The sequence below is a fragment of the Chryseobacterium sp. ZHDP1 genome (genome assembly GCF_018603435.1).
GTDB classification, from domain to species: Bacteria; Bacteroidota; Bacteroidia; order Flavobacteriales; family Weeksellaceae; genus Chryseobacterium; species Chryseobacterium indicum.
Map to the genome: position 1 here is coordinate 4,228,617 of NZ_CP075682.1, position 26,033 is coordinate 4,254,649.

15 protein-coding genes are annotated in these 26,033 nt (G+C 37.5%); 10 read left to right on the plus strand and 5 right to left on the minus strand.

The genetic code is table 11. The features are described from left to right. Nucleotides 1-135: 135 nt before the first annotated feature. Both kdpA and KKI44_RS19590 read right to left on the minus strand, forming a co-directional pair. Nucleotides 136-1,830, minus strand: coding sequence for a potassium-transporting ATPase subunit KdpA (gene kdpA / locus KKI44_RS19585; RefSeq protein ID WP_214588836.1), 1,695 nt, complete (start codon nt 1,828-1,830; stop codon nt 136-138). A gap of 684 nt (nt 1,831-2,514) precedes the next feature. Further along, on the minus strand, nt 2,515-3,840 hold the full coding sequence (locus KKI44_RS19590; RefSeq protein WP_214588837.1) for a sigma-54-dependent transcriptional regulator: 1,326 nt from the start codon (nt 3,838-3,840) through the stop codon (nt 2,515-2,517). A 146-nt stretch (nt 3,841-3,986) separates the two neighbouring features. On the opposite strand from KKI44_RS19590, the gene KKI44_RS19595 reads away from it, so the two are divergent. After that, entirely contained in the window at nt 3,987-6,854 is a 2,868-nt protein-coding gene (locus tag KKI44_RS19595) for a M16 family metallopeptidase (RefSeq protein ID WP_214588838.1), read from the plus strand. A 478-nt stretch (nt 6,855-7,332) separates the two neighbouring features. Next, on the plus strand, nt 7,333-7,464 hold the full coding sequence (locus KKI44_RS22815; protein WP_262487837.1) for a bacteriocin-like protein: 132 nt from the start codon (nt 7,333-7,335) through the stop codon (nt 7,462-7,464). Between the two features lie 77 nt (nt 7,465-7,541). Here the strand turns inward: KKI44_RS22815 and KKI44_RS19600 are convergent, their stop codons facing one another. Next, entirely contained in the window at nt 7,542-9,680 is a 2,139-nt protein-coding gene (locus tag KKI44_RS19600; protein ID WP_214588839.1) for a S46 family peptidase, read from the minus strand. Nucleotides 9,681-9,987: 307 nt separating this feature from the next. On the opposite strand from KKI44_RS19600, the gene KKI44_RS19605 reads away from it, so the two are divergent. Further along, nucleotides 9,988-10,470, plus strand: a complete 483-nt coding sequence (locus KKI44_RS19605; RefSeq protein WP_214588840.1) for a copper resistance protein NlpE — start codon at nt 9,988-9,990, stop codon at nt 10,468-10,470. Between the two features lie 56 nt (nt 10,471-10,526). Here KKI44_RS19605 and KKI44_RS19610 read toward each other — a convergent pair whose 3' ends face one another. Then, nucleotides 10,527-11,174 (minus strand): MgtC/SapB family protein, encoded by a 648-nt coding sequence (locus KKI44_RS19610; protein WP_214588841.1) that lies wholly within the window; start codon nt 11,172-11,174, stop codon nt 10,527-10,529. Between the two features lie 85 nt (nt 11,175-11,259). Between KKI44_RS19610 and KKI44_RS19615 the strand changes: the two genes are divergently transcribed. Continuing rightward, entirely contained in the window at nt 11,260-11,961 is a 702-nt protein-coding gene (locus KKI44_RS19615; RefSeq protein ID WP_214588842.1) for a hypothetical protein, read from the plus strand. 49 nt (nt 11,962-12,010) lie between these two features. On the opposite strand, the gene ligA is transcribed toward KKI44_RS19615, so the two are convergent. Further along, on the minus strand, nt 12,011-14,014 hold the full coding sequence (gene ligA, locus KKI44_RS19620) for an NAD-dependent DNA ligase LigA (RefSeq protein WP_214588843.1): 2,004 nt from the start codon (nt 14,012-14,014) through the stop codon (nt 12,011-12,013). Nucleotides 14,015-14,257: 243 nt separating this feature from the next. Between ligA and KKI44_RS19625 the strand changes: the two genes are divergently transcribed. The 6 genes from KKI44_RS19625 (at nt 14,258) to KKI44_RS19650 (ending at nt 25,765) form a co-directional block, all read left to right on the plus strand. Next, nucleotides 14,258-17,365 (plus strand): TonB-dependent receptor, encoded by a 3,108-nt coding sequence (locus tag KKI44_RS19625; protein ID WP_214588844.1) that lies wholly within the window; start codon nt 14,258-14,260, stop codon nt 17,363-17,365. A 376-nt stretch (nt 17,366-17,741) separates the two neighbouring features. Continuing rightward, entirely contained in the window at nt 17,742-18,485 is a 744-nt protein-coding gene (locus tag KKI44_RS19630) for a glycerophosphodiester phosphodiesterase family protein (protein WP_214588845.1), read from the plus strand. 311 nt (nt 18,486-18,796) lie between these two features. After that, nucleotides 18,797-21,760 carry a SusC/RagA family TonB-linked outer membrane protein gene (locus KKI44_RS19635; RefSeq protein WP_214588846.1) on the plus strand — a complete coding sequence of 988 codons (2,964 nt, stop codon included), beginning with the start codon at nt 18,797-18,799 and terminating at the stop codon, nt 21,758-21,760. Nucleotides 21,761-21,770: 10 nt separating this feature from the next. Beyond that, nucleotides 21,771-23,222, plus strand: a complete 1,452-nt coding sequence (locus tag KKI44_RS19640; RefSeq protein ID WP_214588847.1) for a SusD/RagB family nutrient-binding outer membrane lipoprotein — start codon at nt 21,771-21,773, stop codon at nt 23,220-23,222. A gap of 88 nt (nt 23,223-23,310) precedes the next feature. Further along, nucleotides 23,311-24,894 (plus strand): calcineurin-like phosphoesterase C-terminal domain-containing protein, encoded by a 1,584-nt coding sequence (locus KKI44_RS19645; protein ID WP_250902103.1) that lies wholly within the window; start codon nt 23,311-23,313, stop codon nt 24,892-24,894. A gap of 157 nt (nt 24,895-25,051) precedes the next feature. Then, nucleotides 25,052-25,765, plus strand: coding sequence for a 3-ketoacyl-ACP reductase (locus tag KKI44_RS19650; protein WP_214588848.1), 714 nt, complete (start codon nt 25,052-25,054; stop codon nt 25,763-25,765). The last annotated feature ends 268 nt before the right edge of the window (nt 25,766-26,033 follow it).

A 26,033-nucleotide genomic window follows, 5' to 3' on the forward strand; every position in this document is an offset into this window, starting at 1 on the left:
AATTGATTTTTGAATTAAATTTTTCTTTTTTGAACAATTAAGAAATATTCAAAGAATATTTTAAACTTAATAATTTGATAAGCTTAATTTTTTTAACAGCTTTAATAAGTCTTAATGGTTCAATTATTTAATTTTTTATTTAGAAAAATACTGAAGCTGTTCTGCAATCGGACCTAACGTAAGGGCAGGGAAGAAGGACAGCGCTGCGATCAGAAGAATAACGGCTAACGTCATAAATCCGAAAGTGGCAGTATCTGTTTTCAGCGTTCCCGAGCTTTCCGGGATGTATTTTTTCTGTGCCAGTAATCCTGCAATGGCTACCGGGCCGATAATCGGGATAAATCTTGATAACAAAAGCACAATTCCTGTGGAGATGTTCCACCATGGTGTGTTGTCTCCCAAACCTTCAAAACCGGAACCGTTGTTTGCAGATGATGAGGTAAATTCGTACAGCATTTCACTGAAGCCATGGAAACCGGGATTATTCAGCGTTTTTGTTCCGAATTCAGGCAGATAGGCTGTTAAAGCTGTTCCTACCAAGATCAGAAAAGGATGGAATAAAGCCACAATCATCGCGATCTTCATTTCTTTAGCTTCAATTTTTTTGCCTAAAAATTCAGGGGTTCTTCCCACCATTAATCCGCTGATGAATACGGCTAGAATGATGAAAATGAAATAATTGAGAATTCCGACTCCGCATCCTCCGTAGAAACAGTTGATCATCATGGCAAGAAGTTCATTCATTCCCGAAAGCGGCATCGTACTGTCATGCATCGCGTTTACAGATCCTGTTGAAATAACGGTTGTAGCAATGCTCCAGTATGCTGAAGCAGCACTTCCGAAACGGATTTCTTTACCTTCCATCGCTCCAAGATGAGAATCAGCTCCCATTTGGGTAATCAGAGGGTTCCCGTTGGTTTCATTAATAACGTTCGGAACGGTTAAAGCCAGAAAACCAATCGTCATAACGGCAAAAATCGTCCATGAAAGTTTTCTTTTCTTCAGATAAAATCCTAAAGCAAAAACAAGAGCGAATGGAATAATCATCTGAACAATCATTTCCGTCATATTGGTTGTATAATTCGGGTTTTCTAACGGATGCGCTGAGTTAGCTCCGAAGAATCCTCCTCCGTTTGTTCCCAGATGTTTGATGGCAACAAAAGCGGCAACCGGACCTCGCGAAACATCCATTTTGGCTCCTTCCAGAGTGGTCAGATGGTCTTTTCCTTCGAAAGTCATCGGACTTCCGTTGGATGAAAGGATGAAAGCAACCACAATGCTTAAAGGCAATAAAATACGGATCACAGATTTGGTGAAGAAATCGTAAAAATTCCCCAGTTCTGTTGTCGTTTTATCTCTGAAAGCTTTGAATAGAACTGCCATTGCAGCCATTCCTGTCGCAGCAGAGACAAACTGTAAGAACATTAAATACAACTGACTGAAATAGCTGGCTCCCGTTTCTCCGGAATAATGCTGCAAATTACAGTTGACTAAAAAAGAGATAGCGGTATTGAAGGCTAAATCCGGCGACATATCCGGATTTCCGTCCGGATTTAAAGGAAGCCAGGATTGATTCAGCAAGATAAAAAAGGCAAGAATAAACCATACAAAATTGATGGTTAACATCGCAGACATATTCTGTTTCCAGGTCATTTGATGGTTCGGATTGATGCCCGAAATTTTATAGATCAGATTTTCAGCAGGCTGAAAAATTTTGTCTAAAAAGGTTTTTTTGTAGCCGTATACATTAGCAATATATTTTCCGAGAAAAATACCAATCACTAAGGTAATCGTGAACATGGCAATAATGCCTAAAATTTCTGTGTTCATTATTTTTGGTTAAAATTTTTCAGGTTTTATTAATACATAGCAGATGTACACAAACGCAATAACGGATAGGAAAAATAAACTCCACATAATTTTTATATTTTATCAAAAAATTCAACGGATTTGTAAGAAACCCAGAATAATAAGGCGCTGAGAAGAATTAAAACTATCAACATCATACGGCAACAATTAAGGTTAATAAAGTAAATACTACGTAAGATACCATCAGCAGACTCAGTTTTGAGCGCTCCCGTTCTCTGAACGTTTTTCTTGAAATTGTCATTTTATAAATATTTTATTCAGACTGACAATGCCAAAAGAAGTTCCATTGTTTTATAGAGTGGTTTAATTAATTGAAAATGAGTGTTTTATTGAATTTTTATCATGTGCCAAAAAACAGAAAAGCCTATCATTTTGATAGGCTCGTTATTAAAATGATAGGTTTTATTTTTTTAACCAATTAAGTTCTTTCTTAAAAAAAACAGACTAAAATTATGTTCCTGCATATTTTTGAAGGTATTTTTTAGCTTAAAGCGAAACTTCTCTTATATATTCTTAACTTCTAAACTAAAACTTAATGATTTAATTCTCAATGTATTTAAAATTAGTTATAATTAAATGATAATCAATTATTTATTGTTTTAAATAAAATGTTCCAGTATCTAAAGCGTGGATTTTAATTAACATTTATCTCAAATGATATTCTTCCAGTTTGCGGTATAAGGTAGCAATCCCGATTTCCAGTAATCTCGCAGCTTCTGCCTTGTTTCCTTTGGTGTATTGAAGCACTTTCAGAATATGTTCCTTTTCCAGAGATTTCATGCTGAAAGAATCGTTTTCAGAAGAAACTTTTTCAGAATAACGCGGAAGACTTTCTGCATCAAGGATATGGTCATTCATTAGAATTAAGCTCCTTTCGACGGTATTTCGCAGTTCCCGTATGTTTCCTTTCCAGTCGTTTTTTTCCAATGTTTTATAATATTCCGGAGAGATTTCAATATTGGAGATATGAAGTTTTTGAGAAAAAACATTCACAAAATTTTTAGCCAGAGCTTTCAGATCCTCTTTTCTCTCGCGAAGTGACGGAAGCCTTATTTCAAAGATATTCAGCCGGAAATAAAGATCCTCACGAAAGTTTCCCTGCTTTATTTCTTCCTCCAGATCACGGTTTGTTGCGGCAATCAGCCGGAAATCCGATCTGGAAACCTTCGTTTCTCCCATTTTGATAAACTCTTTGGTTTCCAGTACACGAAGCAGTTTTGCCTGAAGCTCGATCGGCATTTCTCCGATTTCATCCAGAAATAGGGTTCCGCCATTGGCTTCTTCTACCAGTCCTTTTTTATCTTTTACTGCTCCGGTAAAAGCTCCGGTTTTATGCCCGAAAAGTTCGCTTTCCAGAATTTCTTTGCTGAAAGCGGAACAGTTGATGGCTACAAAATTATTTTTCTTTCTGTCGCTGCCTTCATGAATGGCATTTGCAAAAACTTCCTTTCCGGTTCCGGTTTCGCCCGTCAGAAGAACGGTTGCATCGGTTAACGCTACTTTTTCTGCCAGTTTTTTTGCCTGAATAATGGAGGGTGAATTTCCGATAATCGTTTCAAAACCTTTTGAAGAAGAACTCTTCTGAATGATTTTCGATTTGTTATCTTTTGCTTTTTCTAAAGATTTATAAACCAGCGGAATAATTTTATCATTATCATCACCTTTCACCAGATAATCGTAGGCGCCGTTTTTCATTGCCTGAACTGCGTCTGTAATATTTCCGAAAGCCGTCATCAGAATAATTTCCAGATGAGGATATTTTGTTTTGATGGATTTTACTAAATCTACTCCGAAAGCATCGGGAAGCCTTACGTCACTCAGCACGACATCAAATTCATACTGTTCGAGCATCGTCATCGCAGAACGTGCGGTGGAAGCTTCTTTTACGTTAAAATTTTCTTGGGAAAGGATCATTCCTAATAGTTTCAGGAGCTTGATCTCGTCATCGATGATGAGGATATTTCCTTGCATGGTGTTGTAATTTGGAAAACTGATGCAAACTTAAATATAAAATGCGAATCTTAATCATAGATTTTAATATTTATAAAATAGAAGGATTCTTTTTTGATTGCTTACATTTGTATTCATTCTATTTTTAAGGGTGAAAAATGAAGTTTATGATTGATAAAAAATTCAGGGAAGAAATTCATACAGATAAAAATAACTACGAATATATCACGGTTTCCAATGACGAAAATGGAGTAAGAATTTACACTTTAAAAAATGGTTTAAAGGTTTTTCTTGCTCAAAATTCTGATGCTCCGAGAATCCAGACTTATATTCCTGTGAGAACCGGAAGCAATAACGATCCTTCTGATAATACAGGTTTGGCACATTATCTTGAACATATGATGTTTAAAGGAACCTCTAAATTAGGAACTCAAAACTGGGAAAAGGAAAGTGAATTATTAGATCAGATTTCAGATTTATACGAACAGCATAAAGCGGAGAATGATCCTGAAAAAAAGAAAGAAATTTACCGCAAAATAGATGAAGTTTCTCAGGAAGCCAGTCAGTATGCCATTGCGAATGAATATGATAAGGCAATTTCTTCTTTAGGCGCAAGCGGAACCAACGCACATACATGGTTTGATGAAACAGTTTATAAGAATAATGTTCCGAACAATGAGCTTGAAAAATGGCTGAAAATTGAGAAAGAACGTTTTTCTGAACTGGCTTTAAGGCTTTTTCATACCGAACTCGAATCTGTTTATGAAGAATTCAACAGAGCACAGGACAACGATTCGCGTCTGGTGAATTATGAACTGATGGATGCTCTTTTTCCTACGCATCCCAATGGTCAGCAAACCACTTTAGGAAAGGCAGAACATTTGAAAAATCCTTCCATGAAGGCGATTCATAAATATTTTGATGAATATTATGTTCCGAACAATTATGCTATGGTTTTGGTGGGAGATCTTGATTTTGAAGAGACAATTCAGCTTGTTGACCAATATTTCGGAACCATTCCTTACAGAGAGCTTCCGAAAAAAACTCCTATTATCGAAAAACCGATTACGGAAATTATAAAACGAACGGTAAAAAGTCCCACAACTCCGAGAGTCCAATTGGCTTGGAGAACAGAAAGTTACGGAACAAAAGAAGCGATGTTGGCGGATGTAGTGGTAAATATTCTGAGCAACAGAGGAGAAGCAGGATTGCTGGATCTGAATATCAATCAGACTCAAAAATTATTGTGGGGACAGGCGTATTCAGTAGGTCTGAAACAGTACGGATATTTTTCCATCGTTGCCGTTCCGAAGGAATCGCAGACTTTGGATGAAGCCAGAGATTTGGTTCTGGAGCAGATCGAACTGGTTAAAAAAGGAGAATTTCCGGACTGGATGCTTCCTGCCATCATCAATGATTTTAAAATCCAGAGGATGAAGGCGCTGGAAACCGCAGACGGATTGGCAACGAATCTTTATGATACGTACATCAAAGGAAGAACGTGGGAACAGGAACTGAATGAAATGGATCAGTATGAAAAACTAACGAAAGAAGAGGTTATCGCCTTTGCCAATGAGTTTTTCAGAGATAATTATGTGATCGTTTACAAAGAAAAAGGGGTAAACGAAAAATTAATCCGCGTAGAAAATCCCGGAATTACTCCTGTGAAAATAAACCGTGAAGCCCAGTCTGAGTTTTTACAGCAGATTCTGGAAGAAAAAACAGAAGATATTCAGCCGGAATTTGTGGATTATGAAAAGGAAATTCAGAAAGATATCGTGAAAGGAAAAACGATAAGTTTCGTTAAAAATAAATACAACGATATTGCGCAGGTTCATTTTATTTTTCCATTCGGAAGCGATCACGACCGCGATCTGGGAATTTCAACTCAGGTCCTTCAGTATTTGGGAACTGAAAAATTCTCTCCGGAAGATCTGAAAAAAGAATTCTTCAAAATCGGCGTTACCAATGATTTTAAAACCACCAACGATCAGCTGATTATTTCGCTGAACGGTCTGGAAGAAAACATTGAAAAAGGAATAAATCTTCTGCAGCATTGGCTGTATGAAGTAAAGCCGGATCAGGAAATTTACAGACAGTTTACAGAAACTATTCTGGAAAACCGTGCTGCGATGAAGAAAGATAAAGGCAGAATTATGACGGCTCTTACCAATTATACCAAATTGGGACCTTTTTCGCGGTTCACGGATGTTATTTCAAAAGAAGAGCTGGAAAGCAGCAATGTGGAAGTTTTTACAGACCGTATGAAAAAGCTTTTCAAATATCCGTATCAGATATTTTTCTACGGAAGAAATTTTGAAAATTTCACTTCATACATCGGGAAATATACTGAAAATGAAAGTTTTGTCATTCCGGAGCCTAAAAACTATCCGGAACCGGAAACCGATGGAAATGTATATTTTACAGATTACGACATGGTTCAGATGGAAATGAGCAAAGTAGGAAGAGGTCGTAATGTCAATACGGAAAATTTTGGTAAAATCAATGTTTTTAATGAATATTTCGGACGCGGTTTGTCATCCATTGTTTTTCAGGAGATCCGTGAAAGCAAAAGTTTAGCCTATTCTGCATACGTTTCTTACGCAGCGAATTCAGAGCTGGATCATCCGGATTACATTACCACCTACATCGGAACGCAGCCGGACAAATTGCAGATTGCTGTGGATACGATGACTGAACTGATGACTGAACTTCCTGAAGTGAAAGTACAGTTTGAAAATGCAAAAAATTCTGCTTTAAAACAGATTGCTTCGCAACGGGTAACGAGAACGAATATTTTCTTCAATACCTTAAGATTAAGAAAACTGAATATTCATCACGATTTCAGGAAAGATATCTATCGCCAGATTGAAAGCCTGAAATTTGAAGATCTGAAAGATTTTTACGACCATTATATAAAATCCGTTCACTTCAACACCGCCATTATCGGGAAAAAAGAAAACCTGAACAGGGAAGCGGTTGATAAGATGGGAACCTTCAGGGAAGTGAGTTTAAAAGATATTTTCGGACATTAAAAAAGAGGCTTGAAAAAGCCTCTTTCTGTTTTTAGTTCATGTGCAATTTCCATCCTGAAAATGCGGATTAAAAAATCTAAATAAACGCTTATTATATAGAGTTTAAACTTTTTAAAAATATTCTTTTGGAAACGCAGAGACGCAAGTTTTTTATTAATCTCAAATCATTAAGGCGCAAGAAAATCAAATATTTTCAATAGGTATTATGCTTAATTTTATCGTAGATAAAATTTTTTGCACCTTAAGATAGGACAGTATTTATTGAATATTTTGCGTTTTTCGAAAGTTTAAGTTTATATTTTAAAAAGGATTTCAGATCAGCAAATGTTGTAAAAACATTATTTTATTTAACATAATATATTTTTTTCTTAAATGTGTGAAAAATTATTGGAGAATTGTTTCTTTTGTTTAAATTTATCTTAAAATATAGCGGTATCCGAAAAGCTCACAGAGTAGGAAACAAATTAAAACAAAAACAATGAAAAATTTAAAGAAACTTTCTAGAGAAAATCTTAAAACAGTAAAAGGAGGATTAATGATTTGCATGAACTACGATGGTGTTTGCGAAAAAGTAGGTAAGTTCTGTGGAGAGCCGGAATGTAAAAATTAAAAACCTTTTTAGACTCTTAAAGTAAGAATCGTAAAGAAATAAAAAAGTCCTGAAATTTTCAGGACTTTTCTTATTATTTATTTTACAATTTTCATCTCATCAATCAGCCATTTGGAATCTGCAAATTTATCGATGATGAAAAGAATATACTTCGTATCCACCATGATATTTCTGCTGAAACGAGGATCATAATTAATGTCGCTCATTGTTCCTTCCCATTGTCTGTCGAAATTCAGTCCTACCAGATTTCCGTTGGCATCAAGAGCCGGACTTCCGGAGTTTCCTCCCGTTGTGTGGTTGGTTGCTGTAAATCCTACAGGAACATCGCCGGTTTTATCTTTGTATACTCCGAAATCTTTCTTGCTGTAAAGATCAATCAGCTTTTTCGGAACATCAAATTCGTAATCTCCCGGAACATATTTTTCCATTACTCCCGCCAAATACGTCTTGTAATTGTAAGAAACGGCATCTCTCGGAGAAGAACCTTTCACTTTTCCGTACGTTACACGAAGGGTAGAGTTCGCATCCGGGAAGAATTTTCTGTCTTTGTCCGTTGCCATTTGCTGAGCCATGTAAGTCTTCTGTAAAGCATCAATTTTTGTCTGCATCGATGTAAACTGAGGATCAGCTTTGGTGATGTAGGTGTCTCTCATGGATAAATAAGTCTGATAAACAGGATCCTTTTTCAATGTTTTAATCAGTTTATCCTGATTGGAGAATGCTTTTTCGATATCTTTACTAAGAAAAGCTCCGTTTACTTCAGTTCTTCCTGTGATGATGGAATTTTTAGAATCTTCTTCAATCGTCTGAAGATTTTGTGCTTCATTTTTATATTTTTCAAATCCTGCAGGTAAAAATTCCGGAGCCGTTTTATTGGCATAAAGAGCCAGTAATTTTGCCGTAACTTTTGCATCAAGTTCTGCATTGTAATCTTTGTAGAAAGAAGTCAGCTTGTTTTTAAAGGAAGTTGTCCCTTTTTCGTCCATTCTTCCGGCTTCTACCGCAGTGACGTAGTTGTAGAAAAGATTGGCAAGCGTTAACGTTTCTGCATTTCTGATGGTTTCAGAATAATATGCGTTATTTAATGCATAAGGAGCCTGATCGTTGTACAGTTTGTTCAGTTGATCTAAAGTCGTTTTTATATCTTTATTTTTAGCGATCAGGGAATTTTCATACTGTACTTTTTTCTCTACTGCATTAGATTTTTTCAGACCTTCTACTTCGCCGATCCATTTTTTCCAGTAATTCGCTACTGAAGCGTATTTTGAAGCATACTGAATTCGTGTGGCATCATCGGTACGCATTTTTTCGTCCAGCGTTTTTAATGCAATATCTCTCACTGCAATTCTCGCAGGATCGGTGTCTTTCATGATTTTTTCAACTGCAATCGCAGGAAGATATTCTGTGGTTCTTCCCGGGAATCCGAATACAAAAGTGAAATCATTCTCGTTTTTATCTTTAATGGAAACCGGAAGATAATGTTTCGGAACGTAAGGAACATTGTCTTTAGAATATTCCGCTGGTTTGTTGTTTTTATCAGCATAAATTCTGAACATGGAGAAATCTCCCGTATGTCTTGGCCAAACCCAGTTGTCTGTATCTGAACCGAATTTTCCGATGCTTTGAGGCGGAGCTCCTACCAAACGGATATCCTTGAATGTTTCAATAGTGAAAGCATAGAATTTATTCCCATAATACATGGATCTTACAGAAATCGACTGATAAGGTTCTGTTTTCTGAGAATTTTTGTAAATCTCAATATTTTTGGCAATCTGTTTAGAAAGATCAGGTTCCTGCAATTTATCGGTTCCTTCTAAAATCTGAGAGGTCACTTCTTTGATGTCAACAATAAAGTCTACCGTTACTCCCGGATTCGGAAGTTCTCCCTGAGGGTTTTTTGCCCAGAACCCATTCGATAAAAGGTCATTCTGCACGGTTGAGTGAGACTGAATCTGCCCGTAACCACAGTGATGGTTGGTAAGCAATAACCCTTTTGGCGAGATAATTTCTGCGGTACATCCTCCGTTGAACTGTACAACCGCATCTTTTATGCTTGCTTTTTGCGGATTAAAAATATCTTTGGCAGAGATTTTCATTCCCAAATCTTTCATTTCCTTTTCATTAAGCTCCGTTGGAATCCACATTCCGCCGTATTGCTGTGCAAACGTCATTACAGCCGGCAAAAGAAATACAGATAGAAGTATCTTTTTTGTCATAATCAAAATTTTGCCCCAATTTACAAAGAAAAAGGGAGATTTGGGTTAAAATTGACTGATAGTTGATTGTTTTTTAGAGGCTGTTCAAATTTAATACTTTATGATTCTGTTATTTTCAAACGTAAAATTATAATTCAGCATACCGATTATTCTAAAAAGTAAGAACAAGTAAAATTTTTTTATCAAGATTGATGATACGATTTAATCTTTAATCAGTTTGATCCATCAACTATCAACAAGAAACCATCAACCAATCAGGCGGCTTAATTTTTGCTGCTGAAAAAGCATTCACGCTAAATCATTTATTATGAAAAAAACAATTCAGATTTTGGGAATCGCTCTTATGTCGCTTGTAGTTTCCTGTACGCAAAAAGACAAAAATCCTGAAGTGGAGATGAACCCTAAAACAGATCCGATGGCAATTCAGACTCCGGTGGACAGTACCAAAACAAATTCAGTTGCGGGTTCTGATAATTCAGAAAATTCTTTAGACTGGGACGGAACGTACGAAGCCACAGTTCCATGCGCAGACTGCCCCGGAATTAAAACTATCCTTGTTTTAAGTAAGGATAAATCTTTTAAAATCACAGAAGAATATCTGGAAAGAAATTCTAAAAATGAAGATACAGGAATGTTTACATGGGATTCTACGGGAAGCATCATTACCTTAAACGGAAAAATTTCAAAATACAAATACAAAGTTGGGGAAAATACACTTACACAGCTTGATATGGAAGGAAAACCGATTGACGGCCCGAACAAAGCCCTGTATATTTTTAAAAAGAAATAATCGTGTAACCTCCAAAATCCCTCATTTGAAGGGATTTTTTATTGACATCGATGATATTAAAACTGGTAGGCAATTATTTTATCATCTTCCATCAGGTTCTTCATTAAAATTTCATGATTGGTATTATTGCCTGTAACCACCCATGTTGTCGAGAGATTTCCCTGTGTATACTGTTGTTTTGCCAAGGTGAATTTCAGATGGTTTCTCTTAAAAAGCTCTTCACAATGTTGAATATCATGGTAATTGACTACCGCAATTTTATATTCCCGGATTTTATGATGTCTGTCTATAAATTTTTCAAAATAGGTTAAATAATTTAAAACCACCAAAATAAGAAGCGTTCCGAGGAGTGAAAGATAAACATATCCTGATCCGACTGCCATTCCGATGGAAGCAGTGGCAAAAATAGTTGTGGCAGTGGTAATTCCGTCGATTTTGCTGTCTCCTTTAAAAATAACGCCTGCTCCCAGAAAGCCAATTCCGGTAATGATGTTGGCTGCAAGACGATCCGGATTGGCAACTCCGATTTTAATAGAAAGTATCGTAAACAGGCAGGATCCGAAACAGACCAGAATAAAAGTGCGCAACCCTGCCGATTTATTCCGGTACTCGCGTTCTGTCCCGATGAAAATGCCGAGAAGAACGGAGATGAAAATCAGCAGTAGCTCATTCTGGATAACGTAATGATCTTTTAAAAATTCCATTTTGAAGATTTTACTAAATAAAATTACAATAATTCTTTTGATAAAAATCCAAATGAGGTATATTGTATCGTAAAATGCTACAACCTTGAATGAAAGTCTGAAAAAGTCGATTGAAAACCTGTATTCTGTTTTTTCAAAATATGAAATCCGGTCTGTCATAGAGGGATGCCCCTGTTGTGTTTCGGATCGTGACAAAGAGAAAATTCACAGTAAGGAACTCAGAGAACTCGAAGAAGAGGATCTTTCCCGATATGCTTTCAAAGCAATGACAACGTGGGGAAATGTGGATGATTTTAAACATTTCCTGCCGAGAATACTGGAACTTTGCATTGATCATGATCTGGGAATCCATCCGTTTGGTATTTTCGGAAAGCTGAAGTACGGAAAATGGGAAATCTGGGATAATGCTGAAAAAGAAGCCGTTATCGCTTTTCTTTTAGAATGGTGGAAGTGTTTCTTAGAAAATAGAAATTTTTTTGATGATGATTTGTTTTTCGGAATCTATAATATGACAGGTGAAATCGAAAGATTACTAGCATACTGGAAAGTGGATATTGCCCAAAACAGCTTTATGATTTATGTGGATTTTATGCGGTATTATTATCAGGATTTTGTCAACGAAAAAAATAAAAATAAATATTTCGATGAATTAGATCATGAAAAATTTCTGAAATGGATCAAGGAAAATGCGAAGAGTCTTGAAGAAGGTTTTTATTATTTCGGAAAGACGGATGAAAGATTTGCAAGCGAAATTTCGGATGCTCTGTATATTTTGGAACATAGCTAAAAAAAGACTGCCTTTGAAAGACAGTCTTTGGTAATTATTTAAAGCAAAATTATTTTTCTACCAAATCCAGAAACTGCTGTTCATCCAGAATTTCAATTGTTCCGATATCCTGTGCTTTTTTCAGTTTGCTTCCTGCTTTTTCGCCAACGACAAGGAAATTAAGGTTTTTGGATACTGCCGAAATATTTTTTCCGCCGTGTTTTTCCACCATTTCTTCCGCCGCTTCTCTGGTAAATAATGATAATTTTCCTGTAAAAAGGAATGTTTTGCCTTCCAAAACATTGGATAAAACTTCGTTTGTACTTTCGCCTTTTTCAAGCTGTACTCCGTAAGATTTTAACCTTTCGATCATCAAAATATTTTCGGAATTTGCAAAGAACTCTACAATGCTTACCGCGATTTTGGTTCCGATGTCTTCTACTTGGCAAAGCTCTTCCACCGTTGCATTTTTCAGATCTTCGATGGTCGGGAAATTTTTAACCAGTTTTTTGGCAACTGTTTCTCCGACGTGTTTTATCCCGATTCCGTACAGCACTTTTTCAAACGGAATTTCTTTGGATTTTTCGATCCCTGAAATGATGTTCTGTGCCGATTTTTCTGCCATTCTTTCAAGCGGGAGAAGCTGTTCCTTCGTTAAAACATAAAAATCTGCAGGATTTTCAATCAGTCGTTCCCTGTAAAGCTGCTCAATAGTCTCACTTCCCAGATTATCAATATTTAAAGCTTTTCTCGAAACATAATGGATCATTCTTCCTACAACCTGTGGCGGACAGTGAAGGTCATTCGGACAGAAATGAATTGCCTGATCCTCGATTTTTACAAGTTCAGTTCCGCATTCCGGACAATTTTTGATGTATTCAATTTCCTTGCTTTCTTCCGTTCTTTTTTCGGTATTGACGCCAACAATTTTCGGGATAATTTCACCGCCTTTTTCTACATAAACGAAATCATTTTCATGAAGATCAAGTTTCTTAATAATATCTTCATTGTGAAGTGAAGCTCTCTTTACGATCGTTCCGGCTAATAAAACAGGCTTCAGATTCGCAACCGGAGTAATGGCTCCTGTTCTTCCGACCTGATAGGAAACGCTTTGCAGTTCGGTTTCCACTTTTTCAGCCTTAAATTTATAAGCCATTGCCCAGCGTGGAGATTTTGCGGTATATCCAAGCTGTCTCTGCTGTTTTAAAGAGTTGACTTTTAAAACGATACCGTCAATTTCAAACGGTAAATTATGACGTTCAGCATCCCAGAAATTAATGAATTCCTTCACCTCATCCAAAGAGGTACACAATTTTGCCTGCTGAGAAGTTTTGAAACCCCAGCTTTGTGCTTTCTGAAGCAGTTCCCAATGCGATGCTGCAGGAATATCTTCTGAAATAAACTGATACAGAACCGATGAAAGCCCACGTTTTCTCACTTCGCCGCTGTCCTGCATTTTCAGACTTCCGCTTGCCGTATTTCTGGGATTCATGAAAGGATCAAGACCTTCTTCCTCACGCTGTTTATTGATTTTATCGAAATTTTTCCGGGTTAAATAAATTTCTCCGCGCATAAAGAAATGTTCAGGGAAATCACCTTTCAGTTTCAGAGGAATATCCGAAATGGTACGAACGTTTGCCGTAATTTCATCACCCTGAAAACCGTCACCGCGAGTTACTGCCTGAACCAGTTTTCCGTTTTCATACAGAATGGAGATCGAAGCACCGTCATATTTCAGTTCGGCAACAAATTCTACCGGTTCATCAATGGTTTTGATAATTCTTTTTTCCCAGTCTTCAAGATCATCAAAATCATAGGAATTATCCAGAGAATACATTCTGAATTTATGCTGAACCGTAGGAAAGACTTTGGTAATTCCTCCGCCGACACGAACGGTAGGAGAGTTTTCATCATAAAATTCGGGATATTGGGTTTCCAGATCACGAAGTTCTTCCAGCAGCATATCAAAATCATAATCCGAAATCGTCGGAGTATCAAGGAGATAATAATTTTCGTTGTGCTGATGAAGCTCTTTTCGCAGATCTTCTATTTTCTGTTGTATGTTTTCGGACATCGGGTTTCTATCTTTTTCAGCAAAAATAAATAAAAGAAATTCCAATTTAAAAAATAAGGGAATTAAATATTCTGAGAAAATTAAAAAGTTGTAACATATTTCAACCAACTGATTATCCACCAGATAAATTCGGCGTTAAAATTTATTTAATATAATGTTCCGATATAATTTAAAAAATGTTAAAACTCCCTTAAACAGAGGATTCTGAAAGTCAAAATACATTTGCAAAGCTAATTTGTAAATATGAAAAAAGTAAAGATTGTATTGGGATTATTGTTTCTGAGTTTCGGAACTCTTGCGTATGCGCAGACCACTCAGGCTTCCATTGTAGGAAAAGTTACCGGAACCGGAAAAGCTCCGCAGGAAAAGGTAAAAGTAACCATTGTAAATGAATCGACAGGTTTCAAAACGGAAACGGAAACCAATTCGAAAGGAGAATATATTTTCAAAGAAATTCCTTTGGGCGGACCTTACACGGTATTCGTAAATGATGAAAAAAGAGAAGGTTACAATGTAAATTTTGGAGATCAGGTAACGGTAAACGTAGATCTGGGAAGCGAGAAAAGCATTGAAGAAGTGGTTGTTACCGGAAATTTGAAAAACAAAATCGGGAATTTAGGTGCGGCAACAGCCATCACGACGAAAAATATCGGAATTTTGCCTGTAAACGGAAGAAACTTCAACAATCTTGCTGAACTTTCACCGTTGAGCGGTAAAAGCGGAAGTATTTCCGGACAGTTGGGTTCTTCCACGAATTTTACCATCGACGGAATGACGGCTAAAAATCCTACTTCTGCAGGATCTACGACAAGCAGAAGTAATGCACCGTTTTCTATTTCCATCGAAGCGGTTCGTGAATTTAAAGTAACCACCAATCAATATGATGTAACATTAGGAAGAAGCGGAGGCGGAACCGTGAGTGCGGTTACAAAATCCGGAACGAATAAATTCTCTGGAAGTGCATGGGAATATTTAAGAACAAACTGGCTTTCCAGCAAATACGACATCAGAGGAAATAAAATCAACAACGATTTTTCCACTTCTCAGTTTGGATTCTCTTTGGGCGGCCCGATCATTAAGAACAAACTGCATTTCTTCATTGCTTGGGATCACCAGTTGGATTCAAGACCGTTGCAGATTGCTGATATTAAATCTCATGACGATGAACTGAGACTGAATACGACAACAGCCACTTTAAATAAGTTCCTTGATATTGCAAGAGCTAAATATGGCGTTGGAAATACACCGCAGTTCGGAAGTTTTGATAAAGTGAGAAATTCTGATGCCGGATTTTTGCGTTTAGACTGGCAGATTAACGATAAGAACTTATTGACTTTAAGAAATAACTTCACCTACGATCTCAATAAAAACGGTTTGGGAGACAACACAGCGATCAACGCTTTTGAATCGTATGGAAATGATAAAAATCTGGATAACAGCTTATTGTTGACTTTAAGATCCAACTTAAAACCGAATATGACAAACGAACTGAAGGCGCAGTATCTTTACACGTTTCAGGACAGTTATCAGAACGATCAGCTTGGTCATCCCGTTCCGAGAGCCATTGTCGAAAATATCGTAACCAATATCGACGGAAAAGATAAGGCAACCAATATTCAGATCGGAGGTCACCGTTTTGCGCAGGAAAGTTTCAGAAATAATGTTTTCCAGATCGTAGACAATTTATATTACAATACGGATAAAATCAAATATACCTTCGGAGCAGATTTAATGTACACGATGGCAAAATCGTTGTACGGAAGTGAAGTGAACGGAAGATTCCACTTCAGGGAGAATCCTACTGTGAACGGAGGAGATAATTTATTTAATTTCAATAATCTTGTGGCGTACAGATTTTACAGAGAAGTTCCTTTAATGCAGGATCCTTCTGTAAAGTCCAATATTTATAATTTGGGAGTTTACGGACAGATTCAGACAAAAATTGCAAAAGGTCTGGATTTAATGGCGGGTTTAAGATTGGATTATGGTGGTTATCCGAAAGCAGGATTCAACCAGAAATTGTATGATGAAATGGGAATCCGGACAGATAATCAGATCAAATCATTCATCATTCAGCCAAGATTCCAGTTCGATTGGAATATTAATGAAGGAAATAAAGACTTCCTGAAATTTGGGGCTGGAATCTTCTCTTCAGATATCAACAACTATATGATTATCAATAATCTGGTATTTGACGGAAGACATTTGGCAACAGTGGATGTAAATCCTTCTCAGATTGGTCTGAAGCCGGATTTCATCAGCTACAGAAACGATTACGGAACGGTTCCTACTTTAGCGCAGTATCAGCTTCCGACAATTAACTACACAGGAAAAGATGCAAAAATTCCGGTGGTTTACAAAGCTAATGTTTCTTATACGCATTTCTTCAACGAGAGATTCAGAGCGGGAGTTGCGGGTTATATGACGCTGGGAAGAAACAACTATTTCTACTACGACAGAAATATGGTGGCAAATCCTTATTTTACGCTGGATAATGAAGGCGGAAGAGGGGTTTTTGTTCCTGCAGCAACGATCGCAGCCAACGGAACACTGAACTGGAAAGACGGAAGAATCAACAAAAATTTCGGAAGAGTTCTGGAATTGGTAAGCGATGGAAAAGTCAATCAGTTTTCATTCGTATTAGACACAAGTTACCGTTACTGGAAAGACGGAGAAATTACAGCAAGTTACACTTGGGCAGACATCAAAGATAATACTTCGTACAACGGAAACGTAGCGAACTCTGCAACCTTGTCTACCATGGTTTCAGGAGATCCGAGAAACTTGAGAATGTCGTATTCGGATAACCAGTTCAGAAACAAAGTCGTGATTTACGGGAACTCACCAACAATTGCAGGATTTACTCTAGGAATCCGTTACGCAGGAATCGGCGGAACGCGTTTCTCTGTAACGGCAGGCGGAAACGTAAACGGAGATTTCGTAGACACGAACGATTTAGCTTACATTTTCCCGAATCTTACGCAGACTTTAGTTGATAATCCTGAAGTGGGACAGGCTTTAAAGAACTACATTACAGATTACAACAACAAAGTTGCAGAAAGAAATGGTGGGAAGAACGGTTTCTACGGAGTTTGGGATGTTCGTGTAGCAAAGAAAATCAAATTTGAAAAAATCGGAGCTTTTGAACTTTCTGTGGATATTTTCAATGTTGCCAATTTGCTTAACAAAGAATGGGGCGTTAATAAATCCTACGGAAATACAGCGCTGTACAGAATTACAGGATTTGATCAGGCAACAAAACAGTTTAAGTACAGTCTGAATACAAGTGGACTGGAGCCACTTTCCGGAAATCCTTATCAGATCCAGATCGGAGCGAAATATTCTTTCTAATCTAAAAATAAGTTTAAACTCATTTTAAATGTAACCGCAAAAGAGACAAAAGACTTTGTTGGATTTATTTAAAGTATTTCAAAAGTCTGCAAAGAGAAAAATCTTTGATTTTTTTAACTTATGTGCTCTTTTTACATTTAAGTATTCAACTTAAATAACTAAAGTGTTACAATCTTTTGCATCTTTTGCGGTAAAAAAGTTTAAACAAGTTTAATGTAAAAAATATGAATGGTCAATTTTGCTTTGCAAGTCAATTGTTAATTTTAAAGAACTGATCATTGAAAGCGATGGATTCACAATTGACGATTCACTTAAATAAATTTATATACCTTTATCTGAAAGTTGAAAGACTTTCGAATACTATTCAAATTATATTATGAAAAATTTTATCTTAGGGTTAGCAGTTTTAAGCACAGTTGGAATGAAGGCACAAACCCAGATCGTAGCACACAGAGGTTATTGGCAGACGCAGCCGCCCACGACAGAGAACTCTCTGAAATCGTTGGAAAATGCACAGAATTTAAAGATTTACGGATCTGAATTCGATGTGAGAATGACAAAGGACGGAGTTTTGGTGGTAAACCACGACGAACATCACGCAAAAATGGAAATTTCCGAAACCGATTTTAAAGAACTGGAAAAAGTAAAATTATCCAACGGTGAAGATTTTCCCACTCTGAAAGACTATTTAAAACAGGGTAAAAAAGATAAGTCGCTAAAACTGGTGGTTGAAATAAAGCCTGACAAAACCAAGGAAAAAGAAGATGAACTGACGGCGAAAACCATCAAAATGATCAAGGATATGAAACTTGGAGCGCAATGCGATTTCATTTCTTTCAGCTTAAATATCTGTAAGGAAATTAAAAGGCTGGAACCGACTTTTAAAGTTCAGTATCTTAAAGGAGAGCTTTCTCCGCAGCAGATCAAGGACGAAGGTTTGGATGGGATCGATTATCATTACAGTATTTTCCAGAAAAATCCTACATGGATTGCAGATGCAAAAGCTTTGGGATTGATCACCAATGCATGGACGGTGAATGACGTTGCCATTGCCGATGAATTAAAAAAGCAGGGAATCGGTTTCATCACCACCAATATTCCCGATCAGCTTAAAAAATAAGATCATGTCATCTTTATACAGAAAGTCTGTCTCTTTTGAGGCAGACTTTTTTGTTTTAAAAGTTTCCTTTAAAATTCAGACAATTTTGTGGTATCCCTTATTTACTCAGGAAAAGACAATAAAATTAAGGAAATAAATCAGCCTGAAAATATTAAAAATTATTCATTCTTTTAACCTGTTATTAACCAGTTTTGTATGGTATATTGTTAAGTTTTAGTTAATATGGCGTTTAATAATTCTTTAATAAATGTTAAAATAGTATTAAAATCTTACTCATAATATCGTTTTAGTTTTGCGCAAACAAAAAGGATATGCGTAAAGAGACACAAAAAGTACTCATTTTATCATTACTAGGACTTGTCAGTGTAAATCTGGCGGCTCAGCAAAAGGCTAAAAAAGATACCATTAAAAATATCGACGAAGTGGTGGTAACCGCTTTGGGGATTAAAAGACAGGACAAATCTTTAGGTTATGTTGCCGAAAAAGTAAATTCCGGCACTTTTGAAGAAACCCAGAACAACAACTGGGCTCAGTCTATGGAGGGAAAAGTTGCCGGACTGAAAGTTCAGACGGCAGGAGCGGGACCACTTGCCAGTTCCAGAATTACTTTAAGAGGCGAAAAGTCGATGGTATTGGATAATAATTATGCATTAATTGTTGTAGACGGAATTCCTCTGGGAAATTCCACCACAGGAACCGGAACTCCGGCGTACGGAGCTGGTTCAGGAGGTGATGTTCCGATTGATTTAGGAAACGGACTGAACAGCATCAATCCAGATGATATTGAATCGGTAACCGTTCTGAAAGGAGCTTCCGCAGCCGCATTATACGGATCCCGCGCTGCGAACGGAGCTTTGATGATCACTACAAAATCCGGAAAAAGCAAAAACGGAAAAATTCAGGTGACTTTCAATTCCTATTCAAGTTATGATACGGTTCTGAAATGGCCGGATTGGCAGTACGAATACGGACAGGGAACTTTGGCTAAAAATACAGCAGGGCAGTTCTATTACTCCTACGGAGCTTCTGCAGACGGTGTAAGTACCGGAGGAACGAGCAGTGCTTTCGGACCGAAATTCGCGGGACAGTATTATTTTCAGTATGATCCTGCCGTTGGCGGACAGAGCAAGGAAAGACAGCTTTGGAGAGCTTATGAAGACAACATCAAAGGATTCTGGAGAACAGGTTCTACGTATTCCAACAGTCTTTCGGTGGAAAGTTCTAATGATAAAACCAATTTCAGAACCTCTCTTACCTATCTTAATAACGAATGGATGATGCCGAATACAGGTTTTGACCGACTGAATTTTGCTTTGTCATTCGCGCATCAGTTAACTAAAAAATTAAAAGTATCCACCAAATTTACTTTCAATAAAACATCAAGTGACAATCTTCCGGCAACGGGATACAATAATCAGTCGATTTCCTATTTCATGATCTTCCAGAATCCGAATGTGGATCTTGCATGGTATCAGCCGATCTGGAAGCCGGGACAGGTTCAGATCGATCAGATTCATCCTTTCAGTACGTTTATCGACAATCCTTATCTCATCGCTTACGAAATGCTGAACGGAGTGGATAAAAAAACGATTTTTGGAAACATTACGGCAGATTATCAGTTCAATAAAAATTTCAGCCTGATGCTGAGATCCGGACTCGAAGTTCTGAACGAAAAAAGAACAACGAAGCGTCCGTGGAGTTCAGCTAATTATGCAAAAGGATTCTACAGAGAACAGTACATCAAAAATCACGAATACAACAACGATATTCTATTTTCGTACAAACAGAACTTTAATAAATTCAATATTTCTGCATCAGCCGGAGGAAGCATCCGTTACAATCAGTATGTGATGAATGATTATCAGGCAAACGGATTGAAAATTGCCGGAGAATACAATCTTACCAATGCGCTTGGAATTGATGTAAAATATCCGAAGCCGGGAGACGAGCAGGTAAACAGTGTTTATGGTTTGGTTACATTAGGATACGACAATAAATTCTTTGTGGATATTACCGGAAGAAACGACTGGAGTTCCACGCTTCCGAAATCCAACAGATCATTCTTTTATCCTTCCGTAAGTACAAGTTTCATTCTTTCAGAAATTTTTAAACTGAAAAGCGACCGATTTAATTACTGGAAACTGAGAGCTTCGTGGGCAAAAGTAGGAATCGACGGCTCTCCTTATCAGTTAGATACTTATTATGATACCAGTTCTATCACAGGAAGTGTGGTAGCAAGAAATATTTTCAACAATCCTAATCTTAAGCCTGAAAAAAATGCCAACGTAGAAGCGGGAATGGATTTCAGCGTATTAAAGAACAGATTGAATTTTAATTTCACGCTGTATCAGAACATGAGTGAAAACCAGATTATTCCGGTTTCTCTTCCTTATGAAAGCGGTTATTCCCAAAGAATCATCAACGCAGGGAAAATCCGAAACAGAGGTCTGGAATTATCTTTAAATACGACACCATTTAAAACCAAAAGCTTCTCCTGGATGATCGGAGCCAACTGGTCTGCCAACGAAAACAGAGTACTTACCACGTCGGAAGGTTTCGACGGAATTATTTCAACCGTGGGAGGAGTGGTTTTTTATAAAGCCGTTGTAGGAGGTTCTTTGGGCGATATGTATGGTTTTAAACTGGTAAAAAACGGTCAGGGACAGGTTGTTTATGACAACGCAGGATTGCCTTTAAGACCTGCAGAAATAGAAAAAGTAGGAAATGCATTCCCGAAATGGAGAGCCGGTCTACAGAATGATTTTAAAATTAAAAATTTCACCGTAAGTTTCTCATTCGACGGTCAGTACGGTGGTGTTGCGTATTCGCAGTCGCATCACAAAATGTCGGAACAGGGAAAACTGAAATCTACACTTCCGGGAAGAGACAATCCGAACGGAATGATCGTAGGAGAAGGAGTAGTGCAGAATCCGGACGGTTCTTACAGTCCGAATACAAAAGCAGTTACCGTATCTGCTTATTATGCAGAATACTACAGAAGAGCCAACGTGGAAACGAATACATTCAGCACAGATTTTATCAAACTGCGAGATGCAAGAATCGCCTATTCTTTCCCGAAAGAAACCATAAAATCTTTAGGACTGCAGGATCTTACCTTAGCTATTTTCGGAAAAAATCTATGGATGTGGACAAAGTTCCCGCTGTTCGATCCCGAAGTAGCCACTTTAGATAATGCCACCATTACTCCCGGAGTGGAAATGGGGCAGCTTCCAACCGCCAGAACCGTTGGATTTCAGTTAAATCTTAAATTTTAAATCTTAAAAAATGAAAAAATTATTCATCAACATAGCTTTGGTTGCTTCACTTTTTATTTTCAATTCTTGCGACAGAAATTTTGAAGAAATCAACACAGATACCAGTAAAATTCTCAATCCGTCTGTAGGAAGCCTTCTGGCTCCCATTCAGTACGAAATGGCAAACTACGGTTACAGCAGAGCCAATGATTTCACTTTCGATATCATGCAGATCGGTCTGGATTTTCCGAATGAAGGAAATACGTACAGCAGATATTATATGACGGAAGGAAGCGGAAACGGTGTCTGGAATACCTCTTACAAATGGCTGAAGCAGGTAAATGACCTGAGAACTTTTGCCAAAAAAGAGCAGAACAACAATTATCTGGCGATTTCCATGGTCTTGAATGCGTGGATCTACTCCAATCTTACCGATGCTTTCGGAGATGTGCCTTTTTCTGAAGCGGTAAAAATCGATCAGGGAATCATTACCCCGAAATACGACAGCCAGAAAGATATTTACATTCAGCTTTTAAATGATCTTAAAACAGCAAACAGCTTATTCGATACTACCAAAACATTAACGGAAACTGATCTTTTCTATAATGCCAATAATAACGTGACTGGAATCGTTAACTGGAAAAAGTTCTGTAATTCTTTATCACTAAGATTGTTAACAAGAATTCTTAAAAGAAACGGAGAAGTAAATGTTCATGAAAGAATTCAGGAAATTGTAAGCAATCCTACCACATATCCTATTTTCCAGAACAATACAGACAGCGCTTTATTAACGATTTCCGGAATTTCACCTTACCTTCCGCCGATCGCAAGACCGCAGGATTTTACGGCGTACCGTGCCGCAGGAGAATTTTTTGTGAATGCCATGAAAAACAATAATGATCCGAGAATGAGCATGTTCTTCACACAGGCAAAAGATCTGGCAACGAATGCAAACATCGGTTACAAAGGTGCTCCTTCAGGATATGCTTTGGGAAGTGCTTTCAATTATCAGCCTTCGAATTTCAACCAGAATCTGGCAAAAGCGCCATTGAAAGATTTAATCATGACCTATTCTGAGGTTCAGTTTATCCTTGCAGAGCTTTCTTTCAAAGGAATTATTACAGGAAATACCCAGACTTATTATGAAAACGGAGTAAAATCGATTATTGAACAATGGGGAGCGACCGTTCCTGCCAATTATTTTACCAATGCTAATGTGGCTTACAACGGAACTTTTGAAAGAATTATGCTTCAGAAATACATTTCTCTGTTTTTTGTAGATCATCAGCAATGGTACGAATGCAGGAGAACAGGATTCCCGGTTTTACCGAACAACGGCGGGCTTCAGAACAACGGACAGATGCCGGTAAGATTTATGTATCCTACCCAGACCAAAGTAATGAACACAGCTAATTACAATGCAGCAGTTCAGGCAATGGGTGGAGACAATATCAATGTTAAAATGTGGTGGAATAAACCATAAACTTATCCGCAGGATCGGGCTTTAGCCCGATTTTTAGAAAAATAATCAGATTGGCTTTAGCCAAAACTTACATTCAAATATTATTACAATGAATATAAAATTTTTAATGCCTTGTCTTTTAATTTCAGCAATGGCATTTTCACAGGCTTCTGTTTCGGGATATGTGTACGAAGACAGCAACAAAAACCTGAAGAAGGAAAACAAAGAAAAAGGAATTGAAGGAGTGGGGGTTTCCAACGGAGCTCAGGTTGTGTTAACCGATAAAAACGGAAGATACAGTCTTCCTGTTCAGGACGGACAGACCATTTTTGTTATCAAACCTTCCGGTTATATGACTCCTCTAAATGCAAACAATCTTCCTCAGTATTATTATCAGTACAAGCCAAAAGGTTCTCCTACAGATTTTAAATACAAAGGTTCTGCGCCTACAGGCGAGCTTCCGAAAGAAATTAATTTTGCCTTAAATAAACAGAATGAAAGCAAAAATTTTGATATTCTGGTTTTCGGAGATCCGCAGCCTTACACGGAAAAACAATTGGATTATTTTAAAAGAGCCATTGTAAATGAAGTAAAAAGCACGAAGAAAAATGCGGTGTTAGGAATCAGTCTCGGAGATTTGGTAGGAGATAATTTGAGCCTGCAAAAACCTTACGCAGATGTGATGAAAGAAATCGGACTTCCTTGGTATAACGTGATGGGAAATCATGACATGAATTACGAAGCGAAAGAAGATATGCTTTCCGATGAGACTTTTGAATCCAATTTCGGACCAGCAAATTATTCCTTCAATTACGGAAATGTGCATTTTATTATTCTGGATGATATTTTGTATCCCGATCCGCGCGACGGAAAAGGATATTGGGGAGGTTTCCGTGAAGACCAGATGCAGTTTATCGAAAACGATCTGAAGCTGGTGGATAAAAATAAACTGATCGTTGTTTCTTTCCATATTCCTCTGGAGCATAAAAATGAAGACAACTTCAGAAATGCAGACCGCCAGAAATTGTTTGATCAACTTGCTCCGTTTAAAAATGCTTTGTTGCTTTCGGCGCACACTCATATTCAGCAACAGCTTTTTTACGGGAAAACAGCAGGATGGAACGGTTCTAAAGATCTTCACGAATACAATGTAGGAACAACCTGCGGCGACTGGTGGTCCGGAACTTCGGATGATTTGGGATTGCCGACTTCCACGATGAGAGACGGAACAGCAAAAGGATATTCTTTCATCAGCTTTAACGATAACGAATACAAAGTAAAATATAAAACTGCCGGAAAACCGGAAGATTATCAGATCAATTTATATGTTCCGAAAGTAGTTCCTTTCCCTTCAAAAACGTCTGCTAAAGTTCTGGCAAACTTCTTTATGGGAAGCAAAAAAGACAAGGTAGAATACAGAATTGATGGCGATAAATGGGAAGAAATGCAGTATGATGAGACTGTAGACCCAAGTTTTGCGATGTCCGTTTTCAAATGGGACACCACGCAGAATATTTTCCCCGGAAGAAGACCTTCCAATCCGGAAGCTTCAAAGCATATCTGGACTGGAGATTTCCCGAAAAAACTTGCTTTGGGAAAACATAAGGTTGAGGTAAGAGCAACGGATATGTACGGAAACCAGTTCTCTGCAACAGAAGAATTTGACGTTCAGAACCAGATTATAATTCCATAATTTTCATTTATTACTATACTTTCAAAGGAACCGGCTCTATTTTGGAGTCGGTTTTGCTTTAAACATAAGCGGTTATTTTTAAATTAATCATAATACGGATTTTTAGCTCGGCTAATGTTTCGTAAATTTGCATCAACGAATAAAAAATTCTTTAAAAATGAATATAAACGGAAAAAATGCCATCGTTACAGGAGGCGGAAGAGGATTGGGAAAAGCAGTTGCTTTAGCTTTGGCAAATGAAGGAGTAAACGTAGCCATTACGGGAAGAAATGAAGAAAACCTTAAAATGGTAGTCGATGAAATCCAGAAACTGGGAGTAAAATCGGCTTACGCAGTTTTCAGTATTGATAATGAAATCCATGTGAAAGCAGGAATCGAATCTATTGCGGAGCAGTTAGGAGGTGTTGATATTTTAATTAACAACGCGGGGATCGGAGATTTCGGTTCTATCGAAGAAATGCCTTCCGAAACCTGGGAACAGGTGATTAAAACCAATCTTTTCGGGGTATATTATGCAGCAAAAGCAGTTTATTCTTTCATGAAAGAAAAAGGAGAGGGAGATATTGTAAACGTTGCGTCTACAGCAGGTCTGAAAGGCGGACCGAATATGTCGGCTTACGCAGCCTCAAAAGCAGCGGTAGTTTCCCTGTCTCAGTCGATGATGGCAGAATGGAGAAAACAGAATATTCGTGTGATTACCTTAACACCGAGCACGATTGCTTCAGATATGTCGATTCAGGGCGGTTTAACAGATGGAAATCCTGATAAAGTTCTTCAGCCGGAAGATTTTGCAGAATGGGTAAGAGATATTTTAAAAATGAACAGAAGAGCGTTGATCGCAAACGGTTCTATTTTCTCTACCAATCCTTAATTGATTTAAAGTTTAAAGTTTAAAGTTTTGAGTTCTGGATTTTGTCAGACTCAAGATATAAAGCAATCATAAAAGCGGACTTCGGTTCGCTTTTTTTCTGCAGGAAATCTTTCATTCTGAGCTGGAACGAAGTGAAAGTGAAGCATCTCTAATCAATAAACAATAGATTTTTCTTCTGTAAGAAGTCGAGATTCTTCCTTCGTCCGAATGACAAAGAAAACCATTAAGATCATTTAAGCAGTTAAGAAAGATTAAGAATTTGCAGTCA

Coding starts and splice junctions, on each gene's coding strand:
- kdpA (WP_214588836.1), bottom strand. CDS start 1,830: ATGAACACAGAAATTTTAGGCATTATTGCCATGTTCACGATTACCTTA.
- KKI44_RS19590 (WP_214588837.1), bottom strand. CDS start 3,840: ATGCAAGGAAATATCCTCATCATCGATGACGAGATCAAGCTCCTGAAA.
- KKI44_RS19595 (WP_214588838.1), top strand. CDS start 3,987: ATGATTGATAAAAAATTCAGGGAAGAAATTCATACAGATAAAAATAAC.
- KKI44_RS22815 (WP_262487837.1), top strand. CDS start 7,333: ATGAAAAATTTAAAGAAACTTTCTAGAGAAAATCTTAAAACAGTAAAA.
- KKI44_RS19600 (WP_214588839.1), bottom strand. CDS start 9,680: ATGACAAAAAAGATACTTCTATCTGTATTTCTTTTGCCGGCTGTAATG.
- KKI44_RS19605 (WP_214588840.1), top strand. CDS start 9,988: ATGAAAAAAACAATTCAGATTTTGGGAATCGCTCTTATGTCGCTTGTA.
- KKI44_RS19610 (WP_214588841.1), bottom strand. CDS start 11,174: ATGGAATTTTTAAAAGATCATTACGTTATCCAGAATGAGCTACTGCTG.
- ligA (WP_214588843.1), bottom strand. CDS start 14,014: ATGTCCGAAAACATACAACAGAAAATAGAAGATCTGCGAAAAGAGCTT.
- KKI44_RS19625 (WP_214588844.1), top strand. CDS start 14,258: ATGAAAAAAGTAAAGATTGTATTGGGATTATTGTTTCTGAGTTTCGGA.
- KKI44_RS19630 (WP_214588845.1), top strand. CDS start 17,742: ATGAAAAATTTTATCTTAGGGTTAGCAGTTTTAAGCACAGTTGGAATG.
- KKI44_RS19635 (WP_214588846.1), top strand. CDS start 18,797: ATGCGTAAAGAGACACAAAAAGTACTCATTTTATCATTACTAGGACTT.
- KKI44_RS19640 (WP_214588847.1), top strand. CDS start 21,771: ATGAAAAAATTATTCATCAACATAGCTTTGGTTGCTTCACTTTTTATT.
- KKI44_RS19645 (WP_250902103.1), top strand. CDS start 23,311: ATGAATATAAAATTTTTAATGCCTTGTCTTTTAATTTCAGCAATGGCA.
- KKI44_RS19650 (WP_214588848.1), top strand. CDS start 25,052: ATGAATATAAACGGAAAAAATGCCATCGTTACAGGAGGCGGAAGAGGA.